The organism is Lentilactobacillus rapi DSM 19907 = JCM 15042, assembly GCF_001436255.1.
In the GTDB taxonomy this organism is placed as follows: Bacteria; Bacillota; Bacilli; order Lactobacillales; family Lactobacillaceae; genus Lentilactobacillus; species Lentilactobacillus rapi.
Genome location: NZ_AZEI01000049.1, coordinates 49,487 through 70,450 on the forward strand (window position 1 = coordinate 49,487; position 20,964 = coordinate 70,450).

Below are 20,964 nucleotides of genomic sequence, written 5' to 3' on the forward strand. Positions count from 1 at the left end.
TTATAACGGGTAACGCGACAGGTTTCCGGTAGATTTGGGCCGGAAAATGGCAATAATCGCAAAGAATTTTGGTTCAAATGAAGTTGAGAGGGGTGAAGCGATTGTGTACGAGTGTTTTTCAAATTGGGCAAACTGACGGTACTCACGTTTTGGCACGGACGATGGATTGGCCACGATTAGGTGCCCGACCACTGTTTTGCCCCAGAAATTTTGTCTGGAATTCGATTTATGATGACCAGCAGTATACGACCAAGTACGCGTTGATCGGGTCCGGTGGTGCTCATGATCGGGAAATTGACGTCTCAGATGGCGTTAATGAATGTGGGTTGGCGGTTCAAAAGCTGACTTTTACTAATGGAAGTGAATTAGTCACAGAACCTGGAGCAGGTAAAGTTCATTTGGCGCCATTTGAACTATCTTTTTATTTACTGGCCAATTACCGCTCCGTCCAAGACATCGTTGATCACATCGAAGAAATTGAATTGATGGCCGATAAACACAGTTTGAAAAAATATGGCCATTCTGAATTGCATTTTGCAGCCTGTGATTCCACAGGCAGAAATATTGTGATTGAACCGGTGACTTCACCGATTGAAATCATTGAGAATCCGCTGGGAATTTTGACAAACAGTAATCATTTTGATCGACAAATTGAGCGGTTGGGAAAATATCTGGATTTTACGCCGGCATTTTTGAATCACGCCGTGCCGTTGAATGCGCCAAGAGTAACCACTGGCAATGTTTCTGGGAAGTCGATTCCCCCTGGATCGTATTCACCCGGATCACGGTTCATTCGGGCAGCCTATCTCAAAGAAAGAATTGATTTGCCGCAAACTGAAAACGAGGCGGTTGATAATTGTTGGCATATTTTGGATTCAGTTAACGTTCCCAAAAGCCAAGAACACCAGCCGACATATTCGGTGTACCGGGCAGCGGTGTGTTGTGAGAGCTTGAATTATTACTATCAGCCTTACCATGCCAAATCAGTGGTCAGAATCCAGTTGACCCCAGAATTAATGGCAAGCAATCAGCTCAAGTTTTTTGACGTTAAAGATAGGATTCAATTTGTCGACATTTAATGTATAATTGGAAAAGATGATTTGAACAGGGGAAATTGAGTTGCAGAAAAAGAGCTGGCACGTTATTTTAATAATACTCGCTACGGTCTTAGTCATCGTGGGCGGATTGGTGGTTAGAAACAACTTGTCTCAGCAAAGCCAGCCAACCCGGAATATTCCAACTTTGACAAAAAAGCCGACTCAACATTTCTCCAAGCAGCAAAAGGAAAGCTTCATTGACCAGATCGGCACACCAGCGATGGCATTGTATAGAAGAAACCGGCAAATTTTACCCAGCGTGGTGATCTCGCAGGCAATTCTGGAATCGCAGTTTGGCACGTCGCTGTTGTATAAGACGGCCAACAACCCATTTGGGGTGAAAGGCACTTACAATGGCCGATCGGTGACGTTCTATACGAGAGAAGTTGAACATGGTAAGTCGATCAAAGTGTTGGCTCAATTCAGAAAATATCCGACTTTAAGCGCAGCGTTGATGGACCACAATCGTTTGGTTGCTAAAAAGTTCATTAAGCATAAAAATATCATGAGCTATCGCACGTCAACGAATTTGTTACAACAAAATGGTTATGCAACCGATCCACATTACGCTAACAAATTGAATCATATTATTGTAAAATATCAGCTGTACAAATATGATCTGAAAGCGATAAATGAGTGAGGTTAAGCGAAAACAATCGATAAATTCACTGCAAGGAACCAGTAACCACACAGACACATACTTCGGAGGGATGCTAAATTGTTGGATTGGGTTTCGAATCTGTACGGCCCGTTTTTTGATACACATAATTGGTCGACCGTGATCACAAGCGGCGACGATTGGTTAATTATTTTGTCACTGGTCACAATCGAATGTTTGCTATCAGTCGATAATGCCGTCGTCCTTGCTGCGCAGACGCAAGCGCTTCCAACGAAAGTTCAACGAGAAAAGTCATTGTTTTACGGGTTATGGGGGGCTTACCTCTTTCGTTTCCTAATCATCGGGGTCGGAACGTATATGATCCATTTTTGGGAAATCAAAGTCATTGGCTCCCTGTACCTTTTTTATCTTGTCTACACTTTCTTCCGAAAGACGCGAGTTGTCAGGACCCACAAGCTGGCCGGCAAATCTAAATCCGGCTTGTCATTATTCTGGTCAGTTGTTCTCCAGATTGAATTCATGGACGTGGTGTTCTCCATCGATTCAGTGCTGGCATCATTGGCCATTTCGCCTAACCCGGTTATTGTGTTGATTGGTGGGATGATTGGTATTTTGGCAATGCGGGGAGTTGCGGAGGTCATCATGAAACTCATGGTAATTATTCCGGAATTACAGCCAATGGCCTATATTTTGATTGGCATTATTGCCTTGAAATTGTTTCTCTCAATTCCATTAATTGATATCGAAATTCCAGCATCTGTATTTGGCCTGATCGTCATTGGGGCGGTCATCATTACCCTTATTATTCACTATGTACGGAAAGGACGGCAAAACCAACATGAGCGTTCAGATAACTCCTGAAAATTTAGAAACCCAAGTTGCCAATAAGCTCACCGTCATCGATTTTTGGGCACCCTGGTGCGGTCCATGTAAAATTCTGGATCCAATCCTGGCTGACCTTGAAAAGACGTATGGCGACAGAATTAAGTTTGCAAAAATGAACGTGGACGGCAATCAAGCCATCGCCGAAAAATATCACGTGATGAGTGTTCCCAGCTTGGTCATCTTTAAAAATGGCAAGGCTGCTGAAAAAGTCACGGGGGTTTACCCTAAAGAGAAGCTTGCCAAATATTTTGACAAGAAGCTCCAAGAAGTTGACGTTATTTAAAGGGCTTGATGCCTTGTTCTGTGGCCTGTTTGGATAATTTGGTATTCAAAATATCGAGACCCTGCAGCGGGAAGTTGAACAATGGGGCAATGAGGTTGGTTTTATTGGGATCCGGAACGACTTGGCTCTCCTTTAAGTTCGGCAGCATTTTTGCCAAATCGGTTTGGGTTAACTTTAACTGGCGGGCATAATAGATCACTTTTTGGAACACCAAATTTTTGAACCAGAGATAGTATACGATGCCAGCTGCTGCGATATACCAAAAGACGGTCCACGTGATGCCAATTTTGGCTGGCGATAAGAAGCCGAGAAAAATTGCCAAGAATACAAAGATACAATATGTTAGAATGCTAATAAGCGTTAATTTGAATTTAGTGGACATGATTTGCCAACTTTCTAATTGGAATTTGGAACATCGTTCAGCTACAATTATAACAATAACCATAAAAAGATAGATAGTGAGATGAAATTTTGAAATTTTCAGTAGAAACAATTAGGCCAGATGATTATGTGGCTGTTCGTGGGATTATTGCGGATAGTTACAAGAATGACATGCCGAACACTGATGGTGACGAGGTGGACATGGTTGACCGTTTGCGATCATACTCTGAGTATCGGGATAACTTCGAAGTCGTTGCCAAGGATCAAGATCATCAGGTGATTGGTCACGCATTGATGATTCCAATTCAGGTGAGCTCACCATGGCATTCATTTGATATCGTTTCGATCGTTGAAATCAGCGTTGGCAGCGATTATCAAGATCAAGGAATTGGCCAAGCAATGGTGACTGAGCTTGAAACCAGAGCACAGTTAGCGGGCTATCCTGCTGTGAGTGCAATTGATAATTCTGACTTTTTCTTCAAGAATAATTATGTGCCAGCTGATAATTTTGACATCTATTCATCATTATCAGTTGACCTCAACGCCAATATGATCAAACCATTATTTGACGGGAGCCTCTTTAACAAGGGTGGCAAGGTTTATTACCCTGAAGAGTTCTTTGGCGTTCGTAATACTGAAGCTTAATTTTGAATCATGATTTCATATTAATTAGTAGTAAGGATATCTGGGTGTCAGGAAGTCGGTGGGTGCTGCGAATCGATCAGGGTATCATTATGAACTACGTGAAGTTGAATTCCGGATAATAACTAGAACCGATATCATCTAGTGAGGAGCCTTTTTGGGCTTGAATTTGGGTGGTACAACGGTCGCGCGTCCCTGTCACATGTTATGTGTGATGGGGATTTTTTTGTGCTTAAAAAATGAATTGAGGAGAACTAAAAATGCAGACAAAACACCAAACCAACAGAATTGGATTGATTGAAGGCATTATCGTCCTGTTGGTCATGCTCATTATCATGGGAATTAGTGTGATTAAGTTTCAAATTTCACCAGAAATCCCCATTTTATTTGTGATCTTATTACTCATTGTTTGGGCAAAAGCCCGGGGATTTTCGTGGGATTCTGTCAATCAAGGGATTATCAATGGGATTACAACCGGAATTATTCCGATGTTTATTTTTATTTTAATCGGCGCCTTAATCAGTTCGTGGATCGCTGCGGGGGTGATCCCGTCACTGATGGTGTTTGGCTTCCATATGATTAGTGCCGAATGGTTTTTACCCTCGGTATTCCTAGTCTGTACAATTGTGGGAACGGCGATTGGAAGTGCGTTTACCGTTGTATCGACGATTGGGATTGCCTTTCTTGGAATGGGGCTGACGCTCGGCATCAATCCGGCGATGATCGCTGGGGCAGTTATTTCTGGGGCAATCTTTGGCGATAAGACCTCACCATTGTCTGATTCAACCAATTTGGCATCGGCAGTTGTTGGGGCTGATCTTTTTAGCCATATTCGTAATTTGATGTGGTCAACAATCCCCGCACTTCTGACCTCGCTAATTGTTTTCTTCATTATTGGGCGTTCAAATGCGCAATTGGACGAACGCGTGATTAATCACACCGTTAATGTCTTAAGCACCAATTTTAATATCACGGCTTGGGCGTTTCTTCCTATACTATTGATGTTTTTATGTGCCTGGGGAAAAATTCCGGCAATCCCGACACTGTTTATGAACATTGTCGTGGCGGTTGGGATGATTTACGTGGATAAGCCCGGTACTAAGATCCAATCGATCGTTGATATTTTAACCAATGGGTTTGTTTCCCATACCGGTAACAAAAGCGTGGACAGCTTACTGACACGGGGCGGCATCATGAGCATGATGGCGACAATTGCCTTGATTATTTCGGCGTTGGCCTTGGGTGGTCTGTTGATGCAGTTTGGCGTCATTGATGCAGTGATGCAGCCATTATCAAAGCGATTGAGTTCAAATGGCTCACTCATTTTAGCGGTTATTTTAAGCGGAATTGGGGTTAATTTGTTTGTCGGCGAGCAGTACTTGTCAGTAATTTTGCCCGGAAATGCGTTTAAATCAACCTTCACCAAAGCTGGCCTTGCTCCCGTTGCGCTGAGTCGGGCGCTTGAAGATGGCGGAACGGTAATTAATTATCTGGTGCCATGGGGAGTTGCGGCCGTTTTTGCAGCCAATACTTTGGGCGTTTCAACGATTCATTACCTGCCATTTGCGATTTTTAGCCTTGCGTCGCCAGTATTTTCGATTCTGAGTGGCTTCACAGGTATTGGTTTGAAACATTTGAATAAAACCGAAAAAGCTGCATAAAGTTGACCCAATCGCATTGAAAACGCTTTGGAAAAGCCCGCTATATTGGGTTCTTTGACAAACGTTACCTAACCATTACATTAATTACACACGGGCCTTTTTTCTTAACACTGTCGATATTGCATAGTAACACCGTAACTATACACTATGTATTGTTGATCGATGAGGTCGACAAAAAATCTAGACACAGAACACAGATATAGGAGTGTGTAATTTTGAAAAAAGTACTATCTATGATTCTCGCAACTTCAGCCGCAGCTATTGGTTTATTCTTCGCAGGTTCCGCTTATGCTTCAGCATCCACAATAGTTACAGTTAAGTCCGGCGATACAGTTTGGGGTATTTCACAACAATACAATACCTCCGTCGATGCAATCGAAAACGCCAACAGCCTTTCGGATGCAAATGTTATTACAGTTGGTCAACAGTTGACTATTCCAGGTGCAAATGATTCAGCAGCCGCAACAACATCCACTACGAACCAAGCTGCTTCAACCACTCAGGCACAAACTTCATACAGCCAACCACAAACATCAACAACTACTCAAGCATCAAGTAATTATGCAAGTAACAACAATACTTCAAATTACTCATCAGCTGCTTCAACAGGCGGCAGTGCTAAAGCTTGGATTGCCAACAAAGAATCAGGCGGTTCATATTCAGCACGTAACGGTCAATATGTAGGTAAGTACCAATTATCAGCTTCATACCTTCATGGTGACTATTCAGCAGCAAACCAGGAAAAGGTCGCTAACCAATACGTAGCAAGTCGTTACGGTTCATGGTCAGCAGCTCAATCATTCTGGCAAGCAAATGGCTGGTACTAAAAAATAGAGTGCTCTTCAAGCCGGTTAGCTTTTGAGCATTAATGGAATAACGGTTGACAACGCGTTTCTTGCGTTGTTAACCGTTATTTTATTAAGCGGAGAAAGTTGGCTTGAATAGTACGTTTTTGCTAGGTAGTGGAGAAAGGGCTAGATCACTGTTCGGTTATACAAGGGATAAGGGGAAAACGTTATTTTGTTAAATGAAGAAAGCGGGTCAACAGTGTGAAGCAATCCATAAATGGTTCTTACAGAGTAGATGAATATCGGCAGTTTGTTATTAAATGGATAATAAATAACATGGAAAATAGCTATTGGGAATGCTAATATAAGTGAGTACATATTTTATGTGGGGGGATTTCAACAATGTTGCGGTTCCTTTTTGCATTATGAGGGGAGTTTTAGATTTAATGTTTTTGAAAAATAGAAAGGTTGTTCTGGCTTGTTCAGTTGCACTAACTGGTATTTTTATTAGTACGTCGGTTAGATCGTCTGCGAATACAAACAACATTCAGGTTCCAAATAACTTAAGTTCACTGAAGAGCTTGTCTTCAACAGACTTATCTGGTGATACTGAGCCGAATTCTGGTGAATATATCGATTCAGAAGTACCAACTTACCACTTCAAATGGAGTATCAATGATGGCGTCTTAACAATTTTGAGCGGTCATCTTGGGATACCCGCTGGCGGTGAGGATAGTCAGTTTGACAAGCATTCAATTTCTCAAATCAATAATAATGAGTTTAGCCAGGCAGGGAATGATTCTTTAAAAGAAGTGGTGTTTGGTAAGGGGGTCACTCTTGATCAATCGCTTGATGGACTTTTTGCTAACTTAAATGTAGACACCATTGACCTGTCAAACTTGGATACAAGTAATGTCACAGACATGGCCTGGATGTTTTATCAAACCCATGCAACTGTTGTTGGCTTAGATAAATTAGACTATAGCCATGTAACAAGTATGGAGGGAATGTTTTCAAATTGGGAGCCTAATACTAACTATATAGCATCGGACGCCAATTTGCTTAAAATGGCGAAAACGTTGAATGATATGCTTGCTCAAATTGACGTTTCACATGTTAAAAACTTTTCCGATATGTTAGCAACGGATCAATATTATATTGATATTTCTAACTGGAATATGGCAGGTGTCACAGATCCCGCGGATTCTACTACAAAAGATTTGTTTGGCCATACTTTATGGGACAATGCCAACAATTATCCCGATGTTGTTAAACTTGGCCCGAATAATCGATTTAATTCTTCCGAAACATTTATTCATGTGAATGCTGGATCGGGAGGTGATATTCAGTTGGCAGATGATCATGGTTATCGTGTTGACGGACTTGAGCAACCTCAATTAAAGACTACTACCCCAGATGATGGCGTTACGCCGCTTCAATATGAGCGAGTCGGGAATGGGAACGTATTTAATCCAGAAGACAGACAATCTTTAGATTTGGCAACGTTATACGGAGTGTCATCTTCATCGATTCCAAGCCAATCGGAAACTTATGTAATTGCACACAAACCATTCAAAGGCATTTTAATTGTAACCCCAACTGAAGTGACGCTGAACTATGGTGAAAGATTTGATCCGGAAAAGTATTTGTATGGAGACTATACACTTTACCATTCCATTGATGATAATGGCCATTGGCTAACTGGTAAAGACGTAAAAGTAACGCCAACAGTTGATACATCAAAACCAGGAACTTATAATGTCACTTACTCATTTGAAGGTCAGGACGCTAAGCAAACTGTAATTGTTAAGCCTAATCCATATACATGGCAGTTAAAAGATCTGACCTTGAAGGTGGGGGACAAGTATACGCCCGAAGATTCATTTACTTCATTCACAATGACCGGGACAGATGTTAGCGGAAATCCAACGACTGATGTTTTCGATAAAACGAAGTTTGATGAATTAATTAAAGAAGGTGGGTTGACTGTTACAGAAATACCAAAGATTGATACCTCTAAACCCGGTGTGTATGAAGTGACGTATGCAATCCCCTCACTAAATACCAGTCAGACTGCTAAGGTAACAGTTCTTGCTAAGAACAATCCGACGCCAAATAATAGCGGTGGAACGGATACGCAGCCTGTATCCTCAGAAAACACTCCCAAATCAGATTCGAGTTCGCAACCGGCAGCAACTCCCACAACTCCAGCTGAGAATTCCGAGTCTGGAGCAGCAGTCGTAAGTTCAAATAATCATTTTGATGTGTATGGGAAGAAAACACTGTATAGATACCGAACTGCCAATTTTACAAAGAGCCAAAGAATTAAGAGATATCGACAACGAGTAAGAATCTATGCACCAATTTTCCATGTCGTAAATACTCAAAAATCCGCTAACGGAAAACTCAGGTATGTTTTGAAGGATGGTAGTTTTATTACAGCTAAGGATTCTTATGCTGCTCCACTATATTGGCAAAGTCGGCATGTCAATCTTTACGTTATTAATCCAAAAGGGACGTATGAGTATAAGACTGCTAAATTTTATCGAAAGAATCGGGTTGTCCACGTTAAACAGGGGACCGTATTAAAAGTAAAGAAGATCGTTCATTCTGGATTAACGACGCGGTTTGAGTTGACAAATGGTCATTATGTTTCCGGTAACAAGCAGTGGACGTCAATTAATGATCCAAAAATGCCAAAGAAAATTATGACGAAACGACAAATTCATGTATATAAAGATATCAACTTTCAACATAAAAATTCTTGGGTGAAGAGAAACCACATGTTTGCGATTCAAAAATGGGATTATTCGACGAACAACGTATTGAGATATAAAATAGCCAGTGGTTACATTACCGCCAATGCCAAATATGTAAAACCAGTTAAATAATTATTCATCAAAAAAGTCTCGACAACCATACGGTCACCGAGACTTTTTTAATACATATTGAGTTAATCACCATTAAAAATTGAATTCTTGAGAATAACATAATCAACCTTGGTAATGTCATTCAACTTGCGGCCACCAGCGTATGAAATGGATGACTGCAAATCTTGTTGCATTTCGTTCAAGGTGTCGGCAATGTGTCCACGGTATGGGACCAGCATTTGCCGGCCTTCAACGTTACGATAAGCACCTTTTTGGCGTTCAGAAGCTGAACCCCAGTATTGCTTGTACTTCTTGCCATCAATACTGATGAGGTTACCTGGTGTTTCTTCGTGACCAGCCAAAAGTGAGCCGATCATTACCATTGAAGCCCCGAAACGGATTGATTTGGCGATATCGCCATTGTAACGAATACCACCATCAGCGATCATTGGCTTTCGTGCGGCCTTTGAGCACAAACGCAGGGCGGCTAATTGCCAGCCGCCAGTACCGAAACCGGTCTTAAGCTTAGTGATACATGCTTTACCAGGGCCGATACCAATCTTGGTGGCGTCAGCTCCCGCGTTTTCAATTTCCCGAACAGCTTCTGGTGTGCCAAGATTTCCGGCAATCAAGAAACTATCTGGAAGTTGTTCCTTAATATAATGAATCATCTGAATGACGTAATCAGAGTGGCCGTGGGCAACATCAATCGTGATGTACTCAGGCTTTTGGTTGTCAGCAACCAGCTGATCGATAAATTCATATTCCGCAGGCTTAATACCAACGCTAATTGAGGCGTAAAGTTTCAGTGAATGCATTTTCTTAATAAATGGTTCACGTTTTTCAGGTTGGAAACGATGCATCACGTAGAAGTAGTCGTTTTGAGCCAACCAGATTGCAAGGTCGTCATTAATAACGGTCTCCATATTTGCAGGAACAACGGGGATCTTGAATGTCTTAGGGCCAAACTTAACTGATGTGTCAGCCTCACTTCTGCTCTTAATGATATTCTTGTTAGGGATAAGTTGAATGTCTTCGTAATCAAATACTTCCATGATTTACCTCCGAGGTTTTAGGACAGCTCTACAAAGCAGGGGTCTGCGTATAAGCACTGAGTTACATAGATTAATGGGGCTCCGCAAAGCAGTAATCTGCGCGTAAGCACCTTCTCCAAAAATCCCAGAACCGGGGATTTCCGGAGAAGGAGACTTACACTCCGATTACTAACCGCTTTGCTACGCACACTACCACACTTTTTCCACAACATTCGTCTGCTCTCTGTCAGGGCCGACCGAGAAAGTTGCGTAAGGAACACCGACTGCTTTTTGGACATGGTTCAAATAATTCTGAGCATTGGCTGGTAATTCATCAAATATGTGACACTTGGTGATGTCTTCGTCCCAGCCAGGGAGTTCTTCATAAACGGGTTTGCAATTGTCGAGTTCCCGTAAAGTAGCGGGATAATGATCAATCTTTTGACCGTTTAATTCATAAGCAACACAGATTTTTAAAGTTTTAATGCCAGTCAAAATATCTAAACAGTTCAGAGCTAAATGGGTATAACCACTGACTCTGGCAGAATGTCTGAGAACCACACTGTCAAACCAGCCGATTCGACGTGGCCGTTTCGTCACAACGCCGTATTCGTGGCCGACTTCTCGGATGTGGTCGCCAGTTGCGTCCTTTAGTTCAGTTGGGAAGGGACCTTCGCCAACTCGGGAGGTGTAAGCTTTGCAGACGCCGATGACATTTTTGATCCGGTTAGGACCAATGCCAGTTCCGACAGCTGCGCCACCTGCACTTGGGTTCGAAGAAGTGACAAATGGATAAGTGCCGTGGTCGACATCTAACATGACACCCTGAGCACCTTCAAACAGCACGTTTTTATCATCATCTAATGCGTTGTTAATTACATAGGAAGCATCAATGACGTATGGGCGAATCCGATCGGCGTATTCATTGTATTCATTAAAGATCGTATCGAAGTCCAACGGCTTAGTATCATAGATTTTTTCTAGCAATTCATTTTTGATCTTGAGATTGCTGCGAAGTTTTTCTTCAAATGATTTTTTGTCAATTAAATCAGCAATTCGAATTCCGATTCGTTCGTATTTATCCATGTAGGCTGGGCCGATTCCCTTATTGGTTGTTCCAATCTTGGAATCTTTCTTTTGTTCCTGCAGGCCGTCGAATAGAATATGGTAGGGCATGATCACCTGTGCCCGGTTGGAAATCCGGAGGTTCTCAGTACTGATACCATCTTTCTTCAAATTGTCCATTTCGTTGATCAAAGATTTGGGATTAACCACCACGCCGTTACCAATGACGCTGTACTTTTCCTGGTCAAAAATGCCTGACGGGATCAGTTGCAAGTGGTAACTATGGCCGTTAAATACAATGGTGTGGCCGGCATTATCGCCGCCTTGATAGCGAGCGATAATATCTGCACTTTGGCCGAAGAAATCGGTGATTTTACCCTTTCCTTCGTCGCCCCATTGACTTCCAACAATCACAATAGATGACATATGAACACCTCTATATTTTATTGCCAGGTCTGTACCCAGCATTTTTAATTCTACCAACATGACAGTCATTAATCAACAAAAACGTTAATAATTTTAGGAGTTAAAACGGTTAAAGTTCGACTTTAAATCCGGATACGAACATAATGTGAAGATTCCTTCTATAATATGGTCAAAACATGAACTATATGCTATCATTATGATGTTAATATTTAGTGGAAAGGAAACGACATGATAGATAGATATTCTTTACCAGAAATGAGCAAAATTTGGTCCCTGCATAATCAATATGACTCATGGCTTAAAGTAGAAATTGCGATTGATGAGGCTTGGGCTAAGCTAGGTAAGATCCCCGCTGAAGACGTTGAAAAGATTAAAAAGAATGCGAAGTTTGATGTCGATGGCATCGCTGAAATTGAGGCGGTCACCCATCACGATATTGTTGCCTTTACTCGGGATGTTTCAAAGTCACTTGGTCCGGAAAAGAAATGGGTCCATTATGGTGTCACCAGCACAGATGTTGTGGACACAGCTTATGGCGTTCGGATTAAGCAAGCCAACAAGATTATTAAGGAAGATATTGATCATTTTATCGATGTAATCGCTAAGCAAGCGAAGAAGTATAAGGATACGGTTATGATTGGCCGGACCCATGGTGTTCAAGCTGAGCCAACAACTTTTGGACTGAAATTAGCCCGTTGGTATTCAGAAATGAATCGGAATAAGCGCCGATTTGCGATTGCATCAAAAGAATTGGAAGCTGGCCAAATTTCTGGGGCCGTTGGAACTTTTGCCAACGTGCCACCGTTTGTTGAACAGTATGTATGTGATTCGCTCGGATTGCATGCCCAAGAAATTACCAGCCAGATCCTGCCACGGGATTTGCATGCCGATTACATTTCAACCCTGGCATTAATTGCCACCAGCTTGGAAGAGTTTGCGACTGAAATCCGTGGTCTACAACGTTCTGAAATTCATGAAGTTGAAGAGCATTTTGATGCTGGTCAAAAGGGCTCTTCCGCAATGCCTCATAAGAAGAACCCAATTGGCTCAGAGAATATCTGCGGGTTGGCAAGGGTGGTTCGTGGTCATATGATTACCGCCTATGAAGATGTCCCATTGTGGCATGAGCGGGATATTTCGCATTCTTCCGCAGAACGAATCATCATTCCAGATACATTGATCTTATTAGACTACATGCTCCATCGCTTCTCCCGAATTTTGGAACGATTGACCGTCTTCCCAGAACGAATGAAGAAAAACATGGGCTTAACGTATGGCTTGATCTATAGCCAACGCGTCATGTTAAAATTGATTGATTCAGGCATGACCCGAGAACAGGCATATGATTTAGTTCAACCACTGACCAAAAAATCATGGGATGAAGGTGTTCAATTCCGTGACTTGGTCGAAGCCGATAAAAAAATTACTGACGCCTTGAGCGAAGACCAAATTGCTGACGCCTTTGATTATCATTATCACATTCGTCATGTGGATGAGATATTTGCCCGAGTGGGATTGGAATAGTCAAGTGAGCGGATCCAGGCGGTTAGAAGTCGGAGTGTAAGTCTCCTTTGAGAGAAATTCCGGGTTTGGGAATTTTTCTCAAAGGTGCTTACATGTAGACTTCTGCTTGGAGGAGCTGTCCTACTAAGTGACCGGAGTAAAGCGGTTTAGAAACTGGAGCCTAAGTCGCCTTTTGTGGAAATCCCCGGTTTTGGGATTTTTGCAGAAGGTGCTTAGGTGGAAGTTTCTGCTTTACGCAGCTGTCCTAAAACAAGTGAGTAGAGCCCTGCTTGGAGGAGCTGTCCTCAGACCCAGTCCAGTTTCTTCCCAATCAAAATAAAAAATATAAGTTCCACAAGCCATACTTTAAGCAATTGTTGGCTTGTGGAACTTTTTTTAAATGTTTGTGTGGTTGTTTATTAATGTCTATCTAAATTTCGCCATGTCTTCCAGTATCCAAAAAGCGAACCGTATCGCCAGTAATTTCATAGATAAGCAGCCAGCTTCCTTTAATGAAGAGGGCCCGCTGAGGCTTGCGGCTTTTGATGACGTGGTCGTCATATTTTTCGTCGACCGGCTGACCGTTGAGGAGCTGTTGCTCGATTTTACTAAAATCAGCCTTTGAATAGCGATTCGCACGGATCATATTCTGGTAATGTTTTTTGAAACGTGACTGATATTTGGGCTTGTATTTCATTGCTTTTCCTTCTCAAAAATGATTTGATGATGGTGAAATTGAACCTTATTTTGCGATGGCCAACCCTTCGAGATAGGTGAGTCATTGACTGGTTGACTATTACGGAAGTCCCTCATGTTATTTTATCCCTTATGATTATGGATTGGCAATCAATTTTGGCAGTGGGGAGACGTGATTGGGGCTGGACGGTTTCAAAATTCCTGTTGATATATAGATTAGGACTGTTCCGCAAAGCAGAAAGCTACACATAAGCACTCTAAGCGGAATGGTGTTCATGAAGCCAAAAGATAGACTTCGTGTTCTACATAGCAAAATAGTGCTTCGCAAAACAGGAACTTGCGCATAAGCACCTTCCTTATAAACCCTCAAACCCGGGATTGGAGTTTTTAGGCGGATATACAGATTATAGGACTGCCTCGCCAAGCAATAACCTGCGCATAAGCACTCCAAGCAAAAATCCCCAAGACCAGGATTTCTACTTGGAGCAACTTATGCTCCGGTTACTCCCGCTTGGCTCCGCACACTTACTTTTGCACACAACAAAAAAGATAAGGCGGGGGAGGCCTTATCTTTAGTATCAATATTCTGAGGGGAATATGAATATGAAAAGCAACAAATTAATGGGGTGATTAATTTATCACTCATTATTGGGGGGTGAGAAGAAATAAACATTGTTTATCTCTTTCCATACTTTTAATATACAGGACAAATATTACTAAAAAATGGAGAAAATATGATTTTTTTGTGAACTCACAAAAAGGAAGTGGAAAAACTTGCTGTGTCACGATATGTATTTTAGAAGAAAAAAGAACTGTGGCAAATAAAAGTCATTTTGTCGCAGTTCGCTGAATATGTTGTTCTTTTTACTTTTGTCTATTGGGGGAGAGACAAAATCAGTTCTTGAAGAAAAAAGGATAAGACACGGGGATGCCTTATCTCAAAATACCTATATTCTAGGGGAAGAATATGAATACTACAGTAACAAACTAAAGGGGGATTCAATTTGCTACCGATATGAAGCAATTTGCTCGCTTCATAATTTGTACTTTCAGTATATCTGGAGATTGTTGCTAAAGATTGAATAAATTGTGAAGAAAGTGTGAACTTTTGAATTTAAGGAAGAAAAAAGATAAGGCACGGGGATGCCTTATCTCAAGATACCTATATTCTAGGGGAAGAATATGAATACAAAAGTAATAAATTAAAGGGGGATTTAATCTATTGCTAACGTGAGTTATTAGTAAACTCACATTTCAAATATAACTATAATCGAAGAATATGGTCAAAGATTGAACAAATTGTGAAGAAAGTGTGAACTTTGACAAAAAACGCAAAAAATAGCCATCTTTTTGTCGGTTGTAGTACAGTGAGGGGTAAAAGAACGAAAGGAGGGAGGGGATTCCATGAGTTTTGCGGCAAGACGGTTAATGAAACAATTTCGAGTGCAAAATTATAAAAAGAATATTGCCCACAGTTTCTTACATCCAAATCAGAAGTATAATTTGTTTAACAAACCGCCAGCTGGAGCCATCATTGATCAATTTGCCCACGGTCAGTTGGTGACTCTTGATGTAGTCCCAGATTTGGCTAGTCAACTTTTATATTTCCATGGCGGCGCATTTCGAGTGCCAATGAATGAAGACCAGTTGACAATGATTCGCTCGATTGCAGAATTGTCGGGTAGTCGACTGCAGATTGCGGATTTTCCTTTATTGCCAACGCATTCTGCGGCAGATATTTTGAAATTTGCAGCCACAGCTTTGCAGAAGGTGGCTGCCAACGGGGTGCCCGTATTTTTGATTGCTGATTCGGCCGGCGCTGCAATCGCCGTTCAACTGCTGTTTCAACACGCCGATCAGATTGCTGGGACCGTCCTGATCTCCCCATGGCTGGATTTGGATTTGAATGATTCGGAATTTGCTGACAGGGCAACTGAAGATGTCATGCTGGATTTCGACGTCCTCAAACAAATTGCGACAGAGTTCAAATCAGGCATCGGGGATCTGCATTGGGCTGACCCTTATTTACCGAGTGAGTCATTGACTGGTTCCCTGCAAATCTTTTACGGCGACAATGAATTGTTGGTTCCGAGCGATAAAAAATTTGCCGCTGCTTTAGGAGCAACGACAAATATAAAAGTCACTGTGATGAACTTTCGGGACGGCTTTCACGACTATGTACTATGGGAGAACCTTCCTGAAACGAAGAAAACGAAAAAACAAATTAGTTCCTTCATTAGAGATCAACGTGATGCTTGAGCTTTGGAAAGGCGTGGGTATCCGACCACTTCATCATTGCCCCTTGAAAAATCAAGGCAAACGCGGTTCCAAAGCCGATGGCGTAAATTTTGCCAGTTGAGAAATAGGAAATTGTGATGATAATGACTGGTGGAATATAGCTGAGCCATTGTGACAAAATGGCGCTGCCGTGGATAAACTTGAAGCGGATGATGTACGCCAAGTCGTCGTTTGGATGCATGATGAGGTTCGCTCGCGAATACATTGAAACGGCCACGGCGACCCCAAATAAGCCAATGATGTCTAGAATGATTCGGGCCCAGAAGTCCAAGCTGGGAACGCCGATTGAATCAAAAATAAATTGGGCGAACTGGACTAAATAACTGAACGGTAATGTAAATAGCAGGTTTGAAACGAACCGTCGACGGTCAAATGAGCCAATGAGCAATTGATTGGCAAGGGTTACAATGATTCCGTAGATGAATAAAGTATTACCAAGTGGGATGTTAACCCATTTGGATAAATTCACTGCAGATCCGGTCCAGACTGCACTCCCGAGGTTACTCGAGATGGCTAGGGCGTTGCCGGCGGCGTTTATAATTATTGATAGGCAGAGATAATAGAAGCGTTGGTGGAAGTCCTGTAATTTAGCCATTATGTATCTGTTCTCCTTAAATGAACAATGAACTTTATTGTATAATATTTCATTGACTTTGAAAATGCTCAAGGTCAAATTCATTCTTAAAAATCGTCAAGCGTGTTAATATCTTAGTTAGAGGGGGCGGTCTTGTGCAACAACGAACAGCTTATTCGGAAGTCGAATTTGAGAAACACGTTGAAAATAATCGTCTATGGTTTAATCGCTTTCGGACGACCCGCTCATTTCAAAAATTAAATAAGCCAGAAAAAGCAGCTGCCTTTTATATTACTCAGGCATTCGTCGGTTTGGCTTATAAATATCAACTACGGAGTCCGAGGCGGTATACTGCAAAGTCTGTTACAGAAGTAGTCTCAGAATTATTTCCCCAAAAAATTGCGGCAACCAATGTTTTCTTCACGTCGGTCATCCCGGTGCTGAAGCGCTACATTGTCTTCTTAGGTGCCCAGCATAAAATCAGTAATACGAGTACCTTAGTGAGAGCTCTGGAGGCAATTGACGTCGGTGATCTGCTGGATGGTCATAAGAATGTATCAAAGTGGGATCCCCACAAGCGAGTGGGGATGAAATACTTGATGGGTTACACGAGAGAAATCGACCCAAAGCGAGTGAAAGCCTACGAAGAAGATTATAACATGGGAGTCCCGTTGAGGTTCTGCTTTGATTTAAGTGTCAACAGAGTCCCAAAGAATATTATTATGCTAACTGAGAGTTTGAGGGAGAAGTTTGAACAGATATTGTATGAGAAAAACAAGTAAGCGTGCGGAGAAAAACGCTTTGGTGCGGTCATATAAGGGCTCCTGAATTAAAATCCTGGTTTTGGATTTTGATTCAGGAGCCCTTATATGTTTAGCACCAGTTTTTCGGAGCACTACTAATCCATGTAATGGCGGACCAAAAATCCTGGTTTTGGGATTTAAATCAGGAACCTTTTGGAAATTAGTGTCAATTGCGTCCGAGCACGTTATCTGATAGATATCCCGCAAAACAAAAACCAGCCAAAGAAATTCTCCAGCTGGTTCCAAATAATAATGGCTCATCCAATCGAATCTAGTTCAACACCGTCACTTTTCGAATATCATCGAGTTTGATGACCATGACGCCCTTGGCTGGACGCTTTATGAATGCTTGGTCATCATTTACGGCGGCAACTCCGCCGGTAATGGTTTCATCGGGAATTTGAATTGATACAAGCTTGCCATCTTTGTAGGCACTCATCAATTCATTTGAAATTTCTTTGGCTGCAATAGTCATCATGATCACCTCTTATGATAAACTTAAGTATAGTGCATTAAAGCGCGAAATGTAAACATTTTTTAAGGTTTCTCCAAGATATGAAAATATTTTGGTAACACTTTTTGCAAATTAGCGCTAAAGTATATGTATAAGGTAAAGTGTGCGGAGCAAAACGGTTAGAAACTGGATCATAAGTCTCCTTATTCAGAAATCCCGGTTTTGGGGATTTTTGAATAAGGTGCTTATGTGCAAGTTCCTGCTTTACGGAGCAGTCCTACTCAATTTAGCCAAGAAGTCCACCAAGAAACACCTCAAAGCCAAAAAGATCGGGCACACCGCACACAACATTGAAAGGGGTATTGAAATGACTGAACGCCAATTGATTCAAGAAATTTTAAATACCGTTGATGTTATTTACAATTTTGTAAACACCGACGACGATAAAAAGGAATACGAGATCGTGATTAACCGCCAAGACGGCGATCACCGACCACTTGAAAATGTTAACAAAGAGATCAAGCATTACTTTACAGACGCTGATTTTAGCTATGATGAAGAATTGAATGATAACGGCGACGACATTCACGTTCAAGTCAAACGATAATTGGTCTAGTTGAAATAACCTTCACAATCATTGCTTGAACAGCAAATTGAATTAAGCGGCACATTATGGTATAGTTCATAATGTGCTTTTTTGTTATGAAAATGAATTACTGAAGTTATAATAATTGCAATAAATGAAAATAGTTTTGTATAATTGAATAAGGATTTTCATCGATTGGAGTGAATTTAATGTTAACAGATCGTCCAAAATATATATTATCCATTGATCAAGGAACCACGAGCACTCGAGCAATGATTTTTGACCATAATGGTAGAAAAGTAATTGAGGCTTTTAAGCCAGTCAAACAATTGATTCCCCATCCAGGTTGGATTGAGACCGATCCAAATGAAATTTGGACCTCAGTTTTGAGCACCATTTCTTCTGCGTTTATCGACGCCGGGATTCATCCTGAAGATATCTCAGGAATTGGGATCGTTAATCAGCGTGAATCAACCATTATTTGGGATAAAGAAACTGGCGAGCCAATTTATAACGCCATTGGCTGGCAGTCTAAGCAGACCGCCCCTTTAGCCCGCAAATTAAAGGATGAGGGCTATTCAAACCTAATCCATAAGAAGACTGGCCTGATCATCGATTCTTATTTCTCAGCTACCAAAGTTCGCTGGATCCTCGATCACGTTGAGGGTGCCCAAGAGCGGGCCGAGAAGGGTGAATTGTTATTTGGAACGGTCGATAGCTGGCTTGTCTGGAAGCTATCCGGCGGTGAATATCACGTGACGGACTTTTCCAATGCCAGCCGAACCATGCTGTTTAATATCCATGCCCTCAGGTGGGATGACGATATTCTCAAATTGCTCAATATTCCCCGTAAGATATTGCCGATCGTTAAAACGTCGAGTGAGCTGTATGGCACGACTAAGAACTATCAATTTTACGGAATTGAAGTTCCGATTGCCGGGATTGCCGGAGACCAGTCGGCTGCGTTGATTGGCCAGCTCGCATTTGAGCCGGGGATGATTAAAAATACGTATGGTGATGGTGCCTTTATCATGATGAACACGGGTTCCAAACCGGAATTGTCTGATGATAACCTGCTAACGACGATTGCCTATAATATTGGCGGTCAAGTTACCTATGCGCTTGAAGGATCCATCTTTTCCGCCGGGACTGCGCTGACTTGGTTAAGTGATCAGATGCACTTGATTGATAACGTTGCTGAAACGCGGGATGCTGCGATGCGGTCAACTGATGACGACGAAATCTATGTCGTGCCTGCCTTCAACGGATTAGGGGCGCCATACTGGGAACAAGAAGTTCGTGGTGCCGTGTTTGGTCTCACCCGTGGCACGACAAAGGATGATTTTGTCAAAGCTACTCTGCAGTCCATCGCCTATGGAACTAAAGACATCATTCGAACAATGGAGCGGGATACCGACATGTATATCCCAGCGCTGCGAGCAGATGGTGGGGCGTCACGGAATCGCTACTTGATGCAGTTCCAGGCAGATATGCTGGACATTCCAATTGAACGGGCAGCTGACGAAAACACGACGGCATTTGGGGCCGCCATTCTTGCTGGGCTTGCTGTTGGTTATTGGAAAGATATCGATGAAGTAAAAGGCCTTGCAGTTGAAGGCCGGACCTTTAAGCCCGAAATGGACAAAGCTAAACGTAAGCGATTGTATCGTGGCTGGAAAGCAGCGGTCAATGCAGCTAGAGCGTTTAAGCCTTCCGATGATGAGGACGACGAATAAAGTGAACAATGAGTGTCAGCTTGATGACAGCTGGCATACAAAAGAGGATGAGCAAAAGTTGATTTTGCTTCATCCTCTTTATTTTGGGTCAATTTTGAGCTTCTCAGCCATCAAAGCTGAGGCCACTCTGTCCGCTATTCTTTCGGCTCTTTCCAATAGTTGTAATTACTCAGCAGCTCCTTGGATCGCTGATCTGCTGGGACAAAGCCAATATTGAACAGGTGTTTAAAATACATCATGTTGTAGATGAATAACCAGACGATTCCGAGCCCATACGATCCGAGCGTCCAAGCAACCTGCAACGTTTCGCCCATTCCCATTGATAAGCCCATGGCAACGATCAATTGAATGGCCGTCATACATAAGAAATTGTACCAATCAGATCGAAATACCGGCACCATGATGCTGAACCAAAGTGCCGTCCATGAGAGGCCAACCTTGGCAATTCGGATTTGACCGTTTTTTTTGTTGACGACCGTTGCAAAATTCGGCGGAATCGGTAACAAGTTTTGATTTTGATCATCATTGTTGTCATTATTTCCATTACCAAATGGATTTTGCAT

General features: G+C 42.1%; 20 protein-coding genes. 13 read left to right on the forward strand and 7 right to left on the reverse strand.

Annotation, left to right across the window (positions count from 1 at the left end; genetic code table 11):
- The first annotated feature begins 101 nt into the window (after positions 1-101).
- From FD12_RS06395 to trxA, 4 genes are all read left to right on the forward strand, one after another.
- On the forward strand, positions 102-1,079 hold the full coding sequence (locus FD12_RS06395) for a linear amide C-N hydrolase (protein ID WP_056982251.1): 978 nt from the start codon (positions 102-104) through the stop codon (positions 1,077-1,079).
- A 40-nt stretch (positions 1,080-1,119) separates the two neighbouring features.
- Positions 1,120-1,737 (forward strand): glycoside hydrolase family 73 protein, encoded by a 618-nt coding sequence (locus FD12_RS06400; RefSeq protein WP_054747314.1) that lies wholly within the window; start codon positions 1,120-1,122, stop codon positions 1,735-1,737.
- An 81-nt stretch (positions 1,738-1,818) separates the two neighbouring features.
- Positions 1,819-2,577 (forward strand): TerC family protein, encoded by a 759-nt coding sequence (locus FD12_RS06405; RefSeq protein ID WP_056982276.1) that lies wholly within the window; start codon positions 1,819-1,821, stop codon positions 2,575-2,577.
- Positions 2,555-2,884 (forward strand): thioredoxin, encoded by a 330-nt coding sequence (gene trxA, locus FD12_RS06410; protein WP_056982253.1) that lies wholly within the window; start codon positions 2,555-2,557, stop codon positions 2,882-2,884. The genes FD12_RS06405 and trxA overlap by 23 nt, the downstream gene beginning before the upstream one ends.
- Here the strand turns inward: trxA and FD12_RS06415 are convergent.
- Positions 2,877-3,266, reverse strand: a complete 390-nt coding sequence (locus FD12_RS06415) for a hypothetical protein (protein ID WP_056982254.1) — start codon at positions 3,264-3,266, stop codon at positions 2,877-2,879. The genes trxA and FD12_RS06415 overlap by 8 nt on opposite strands.
- A gap of 89 nt (positions 3,267-3,355) precedes the next feature.
- Here FD12_RS06415 and FD12_RS06420 point away from each other — a divergent pair, with 89 nt between their 5' ends.
- From FD12_RS06420 to FD12_RS06435, 4 genes are all read left to right on the forward strand, one after another.
- Entirely contained in the window at positions 3,356-3,910 is a 555-nt protein-coding gene (locus FD12_RS06420) for a GNAT family N-acetyltransferase (RefSeq protein WP_056982256.1), read from the forward strand.
- A 257-nt stretch (positions 3,911-4,167) separates the two neighbouring features.
- Positions 4,168-5,568, forward strand: a complete 1,401-nt coding sequence (gene nhaC, locus FD12_RS06425; RefSeq protein WP_056982257.1) for a Na+/H+ antiporter NhaC — start codon at positions 4,168-4,170, stop codon at positions 5,566-5,568.
- A gap of 233 nt (positions 5,569-5,801) precedes the next feature.
- Positions 5,802-6,395 carry an aggregation-promoting factor gene (gene apf, locus FD12_RS06430; RefSeq protein ID WP_054747319.1) on the forward strand — a complete coding sequence of 198 codons (594 nt, stop codon included), beginning with the start codon at positions 5,802-5,804 and terminating at the stop codon, positions 6,393-6,395.
- Between the two features lie 407 nt (positions 6,396-6,802).
- Positions 6,803-9,247, forward strand: a complete 2,445-nt coding sequence (locus FD12_RS06435) for a DUF5776 domain-containing protein (protein ID WP_054747321.1) — start codon at positions 6,803-6,805, stop codon at positions 9,245-9,247.
- A 62-nt stretch (positions 9,248-9,309) separates the two neighbouring features.
- Here FD12_RS06435 and FD12_RS06440 read toward each other — a convergent pair whose 3' ends face one another.
- Positions 9,310-10,281, reverse strand: coding sequence for a GMP reductase (locus FD12_RS06440; protein WP_054747323.1), 972 nt, complete (start codon positions 10,279-10,281; stop codon positions 9,310-9,312).
- A 189-nt stretch (positions 10,282-10,470) separates the two neighbouring features.
- On the reverse strand, positions 10,471-11,751 hold the full coding sequence (locus FD12_RS06445) for an adenylosuccinate synthase (RefSeq protein WP_056982258.1): 1,281 nt from the start codon (positions 11,749-11,751) through the stop codon (positions 10,471-10,473).
- A 228-nt stretch (positions 11,752-11,979) separates the two neighbouring features.
- Here FD12_RS06445 and purB point away from each other — a divergent pair, with 228 nt between their 5' ends.
- Positions 11,980-13,275 (forward strand): adenylosuccinate lyase, encoded by a 1,296-nt coding sequence (purB, locus tag FD12_RS06450; protein ID WP_054747325.1) that lies wholly within the window; start codon positions 11,980-11,982, stop codon positions 13,273-13,275.
- Between the two features lie 409 nt (positions 13,276-13,684).
- Here the strand turns inward: purB and FD12_RS06455 are convergent, their stop codons facing one another.
- Positions 13,685-13,951 carry a type II toxin-antitoxin system RelE/ParE family toxin gene (locus FD12_RS06455; RefSeq protein WP_054747328.1) on the reverse strand — a complete coding sequence of 89 codons (267 nt, stop codon included), beginning with the start codon at positions 13,949-13,951 and terminating at the stop codon, positions 13,685-13,687.
- A gap of 1,403 nt (positions 13,952-15,354) precedes the next feature.
- On the opposite strand from FD12_RS06455, the gene FD12_RS06460 reads away from it, so the two are divergent.
- Entirely contained in the window at positions 15,355-16,209 is an 855-nt protein-coding gene (locus tag FD12_RS06460; protein WP_056982259.1) for an alpha/beta hydrolase, read from the forward strand.
- Here FD12_RS06460 and FD12_RS06465 read toward each other — a convergent pair.
- Positions 16,187-16,843: a DUF6198 family protein gene (locus FD12_RS06465; protein ID WP_054747332.1), complete on the reverse strand. Its 657-nt coding sequence runs from the start codon at positions 16,841-16,843 to the stop codon at positions 16,187-16,189. The two genes, FD12_RS06460 and FD12_RS06465, sit on opposite strands and share 23 nt — an antisense overlap.
- Positions 16,844-16,977: 134 nt before the next feature.
- On the opposite strand from FD12_RS06465, the gene FD12_RS06470 reads away from it, so the two are divergent.
- A complete protein-coding gene (locus FD12_RS06470; RefSeq protein ID WP_056982261.1) occupies positions 16,978-17,604 on the forward strand; it encodes a hypothetical protein in 627 nt (208 codons plus the stop codon).
- Positions 17,605-17,896: 292 nt separating this feature from the next.
- Here the strand turns inward: FD12_RS06470 and FD12_RS06475 are convergent, their stop codons facing one another.
- Positions 17,897-18,103, reverse strand: coding sequence for a hypothetical protein (locus FD12_RS06475; protein WP_054747337.1), 207 nt, complete (start codon positions 18,101-18,103; stop codon positions 17,897-17,899).
- Positions 18,104-18,446: 343 nt separating this feature from the next.
- Between FD12_RS06475 and FD12_RS06480 the strand changes: the two genes are divergently transcribed.
- Both FD12_RS06480 and glpK read left to right on the forward strand, forming a co-directional pair.
- Complete coding sequence (locus tag FD12_RS06480; RefSeq protein WP_054747367.1) at positions 18,447-18,686, forward strand: hypothetical protein; 240 nt, start codon at positions 18,447-18,449, stop codon at positions 18,684-18,686.
- Positions 18,687-18,874: 188 nt separating this feature from the next.
- A complete protein-coding gene (gene glpK / locus FD12_RS06485) occupies positions 18,875-20,401 on the forward strand; it encodes a glycerol kinase GlpK (RefSeq protein ID WP_056982262.1) in 1,527 nt (508 codons plus the stop codon).
- A 134-nt stretch (positions 20,402-20,535) separates the two neighbouring features.
- Here glpK and FD12_RS06490 read toward each other — a convergent pair whose 3' ends face one another.
- Entirely contained in the window at positions 20,536-20,964 is a 429-nt protein-coding gene (locus FD12_RS06490) for a hypothetical protein (protein WP_054747339.1), read from the reverse strand.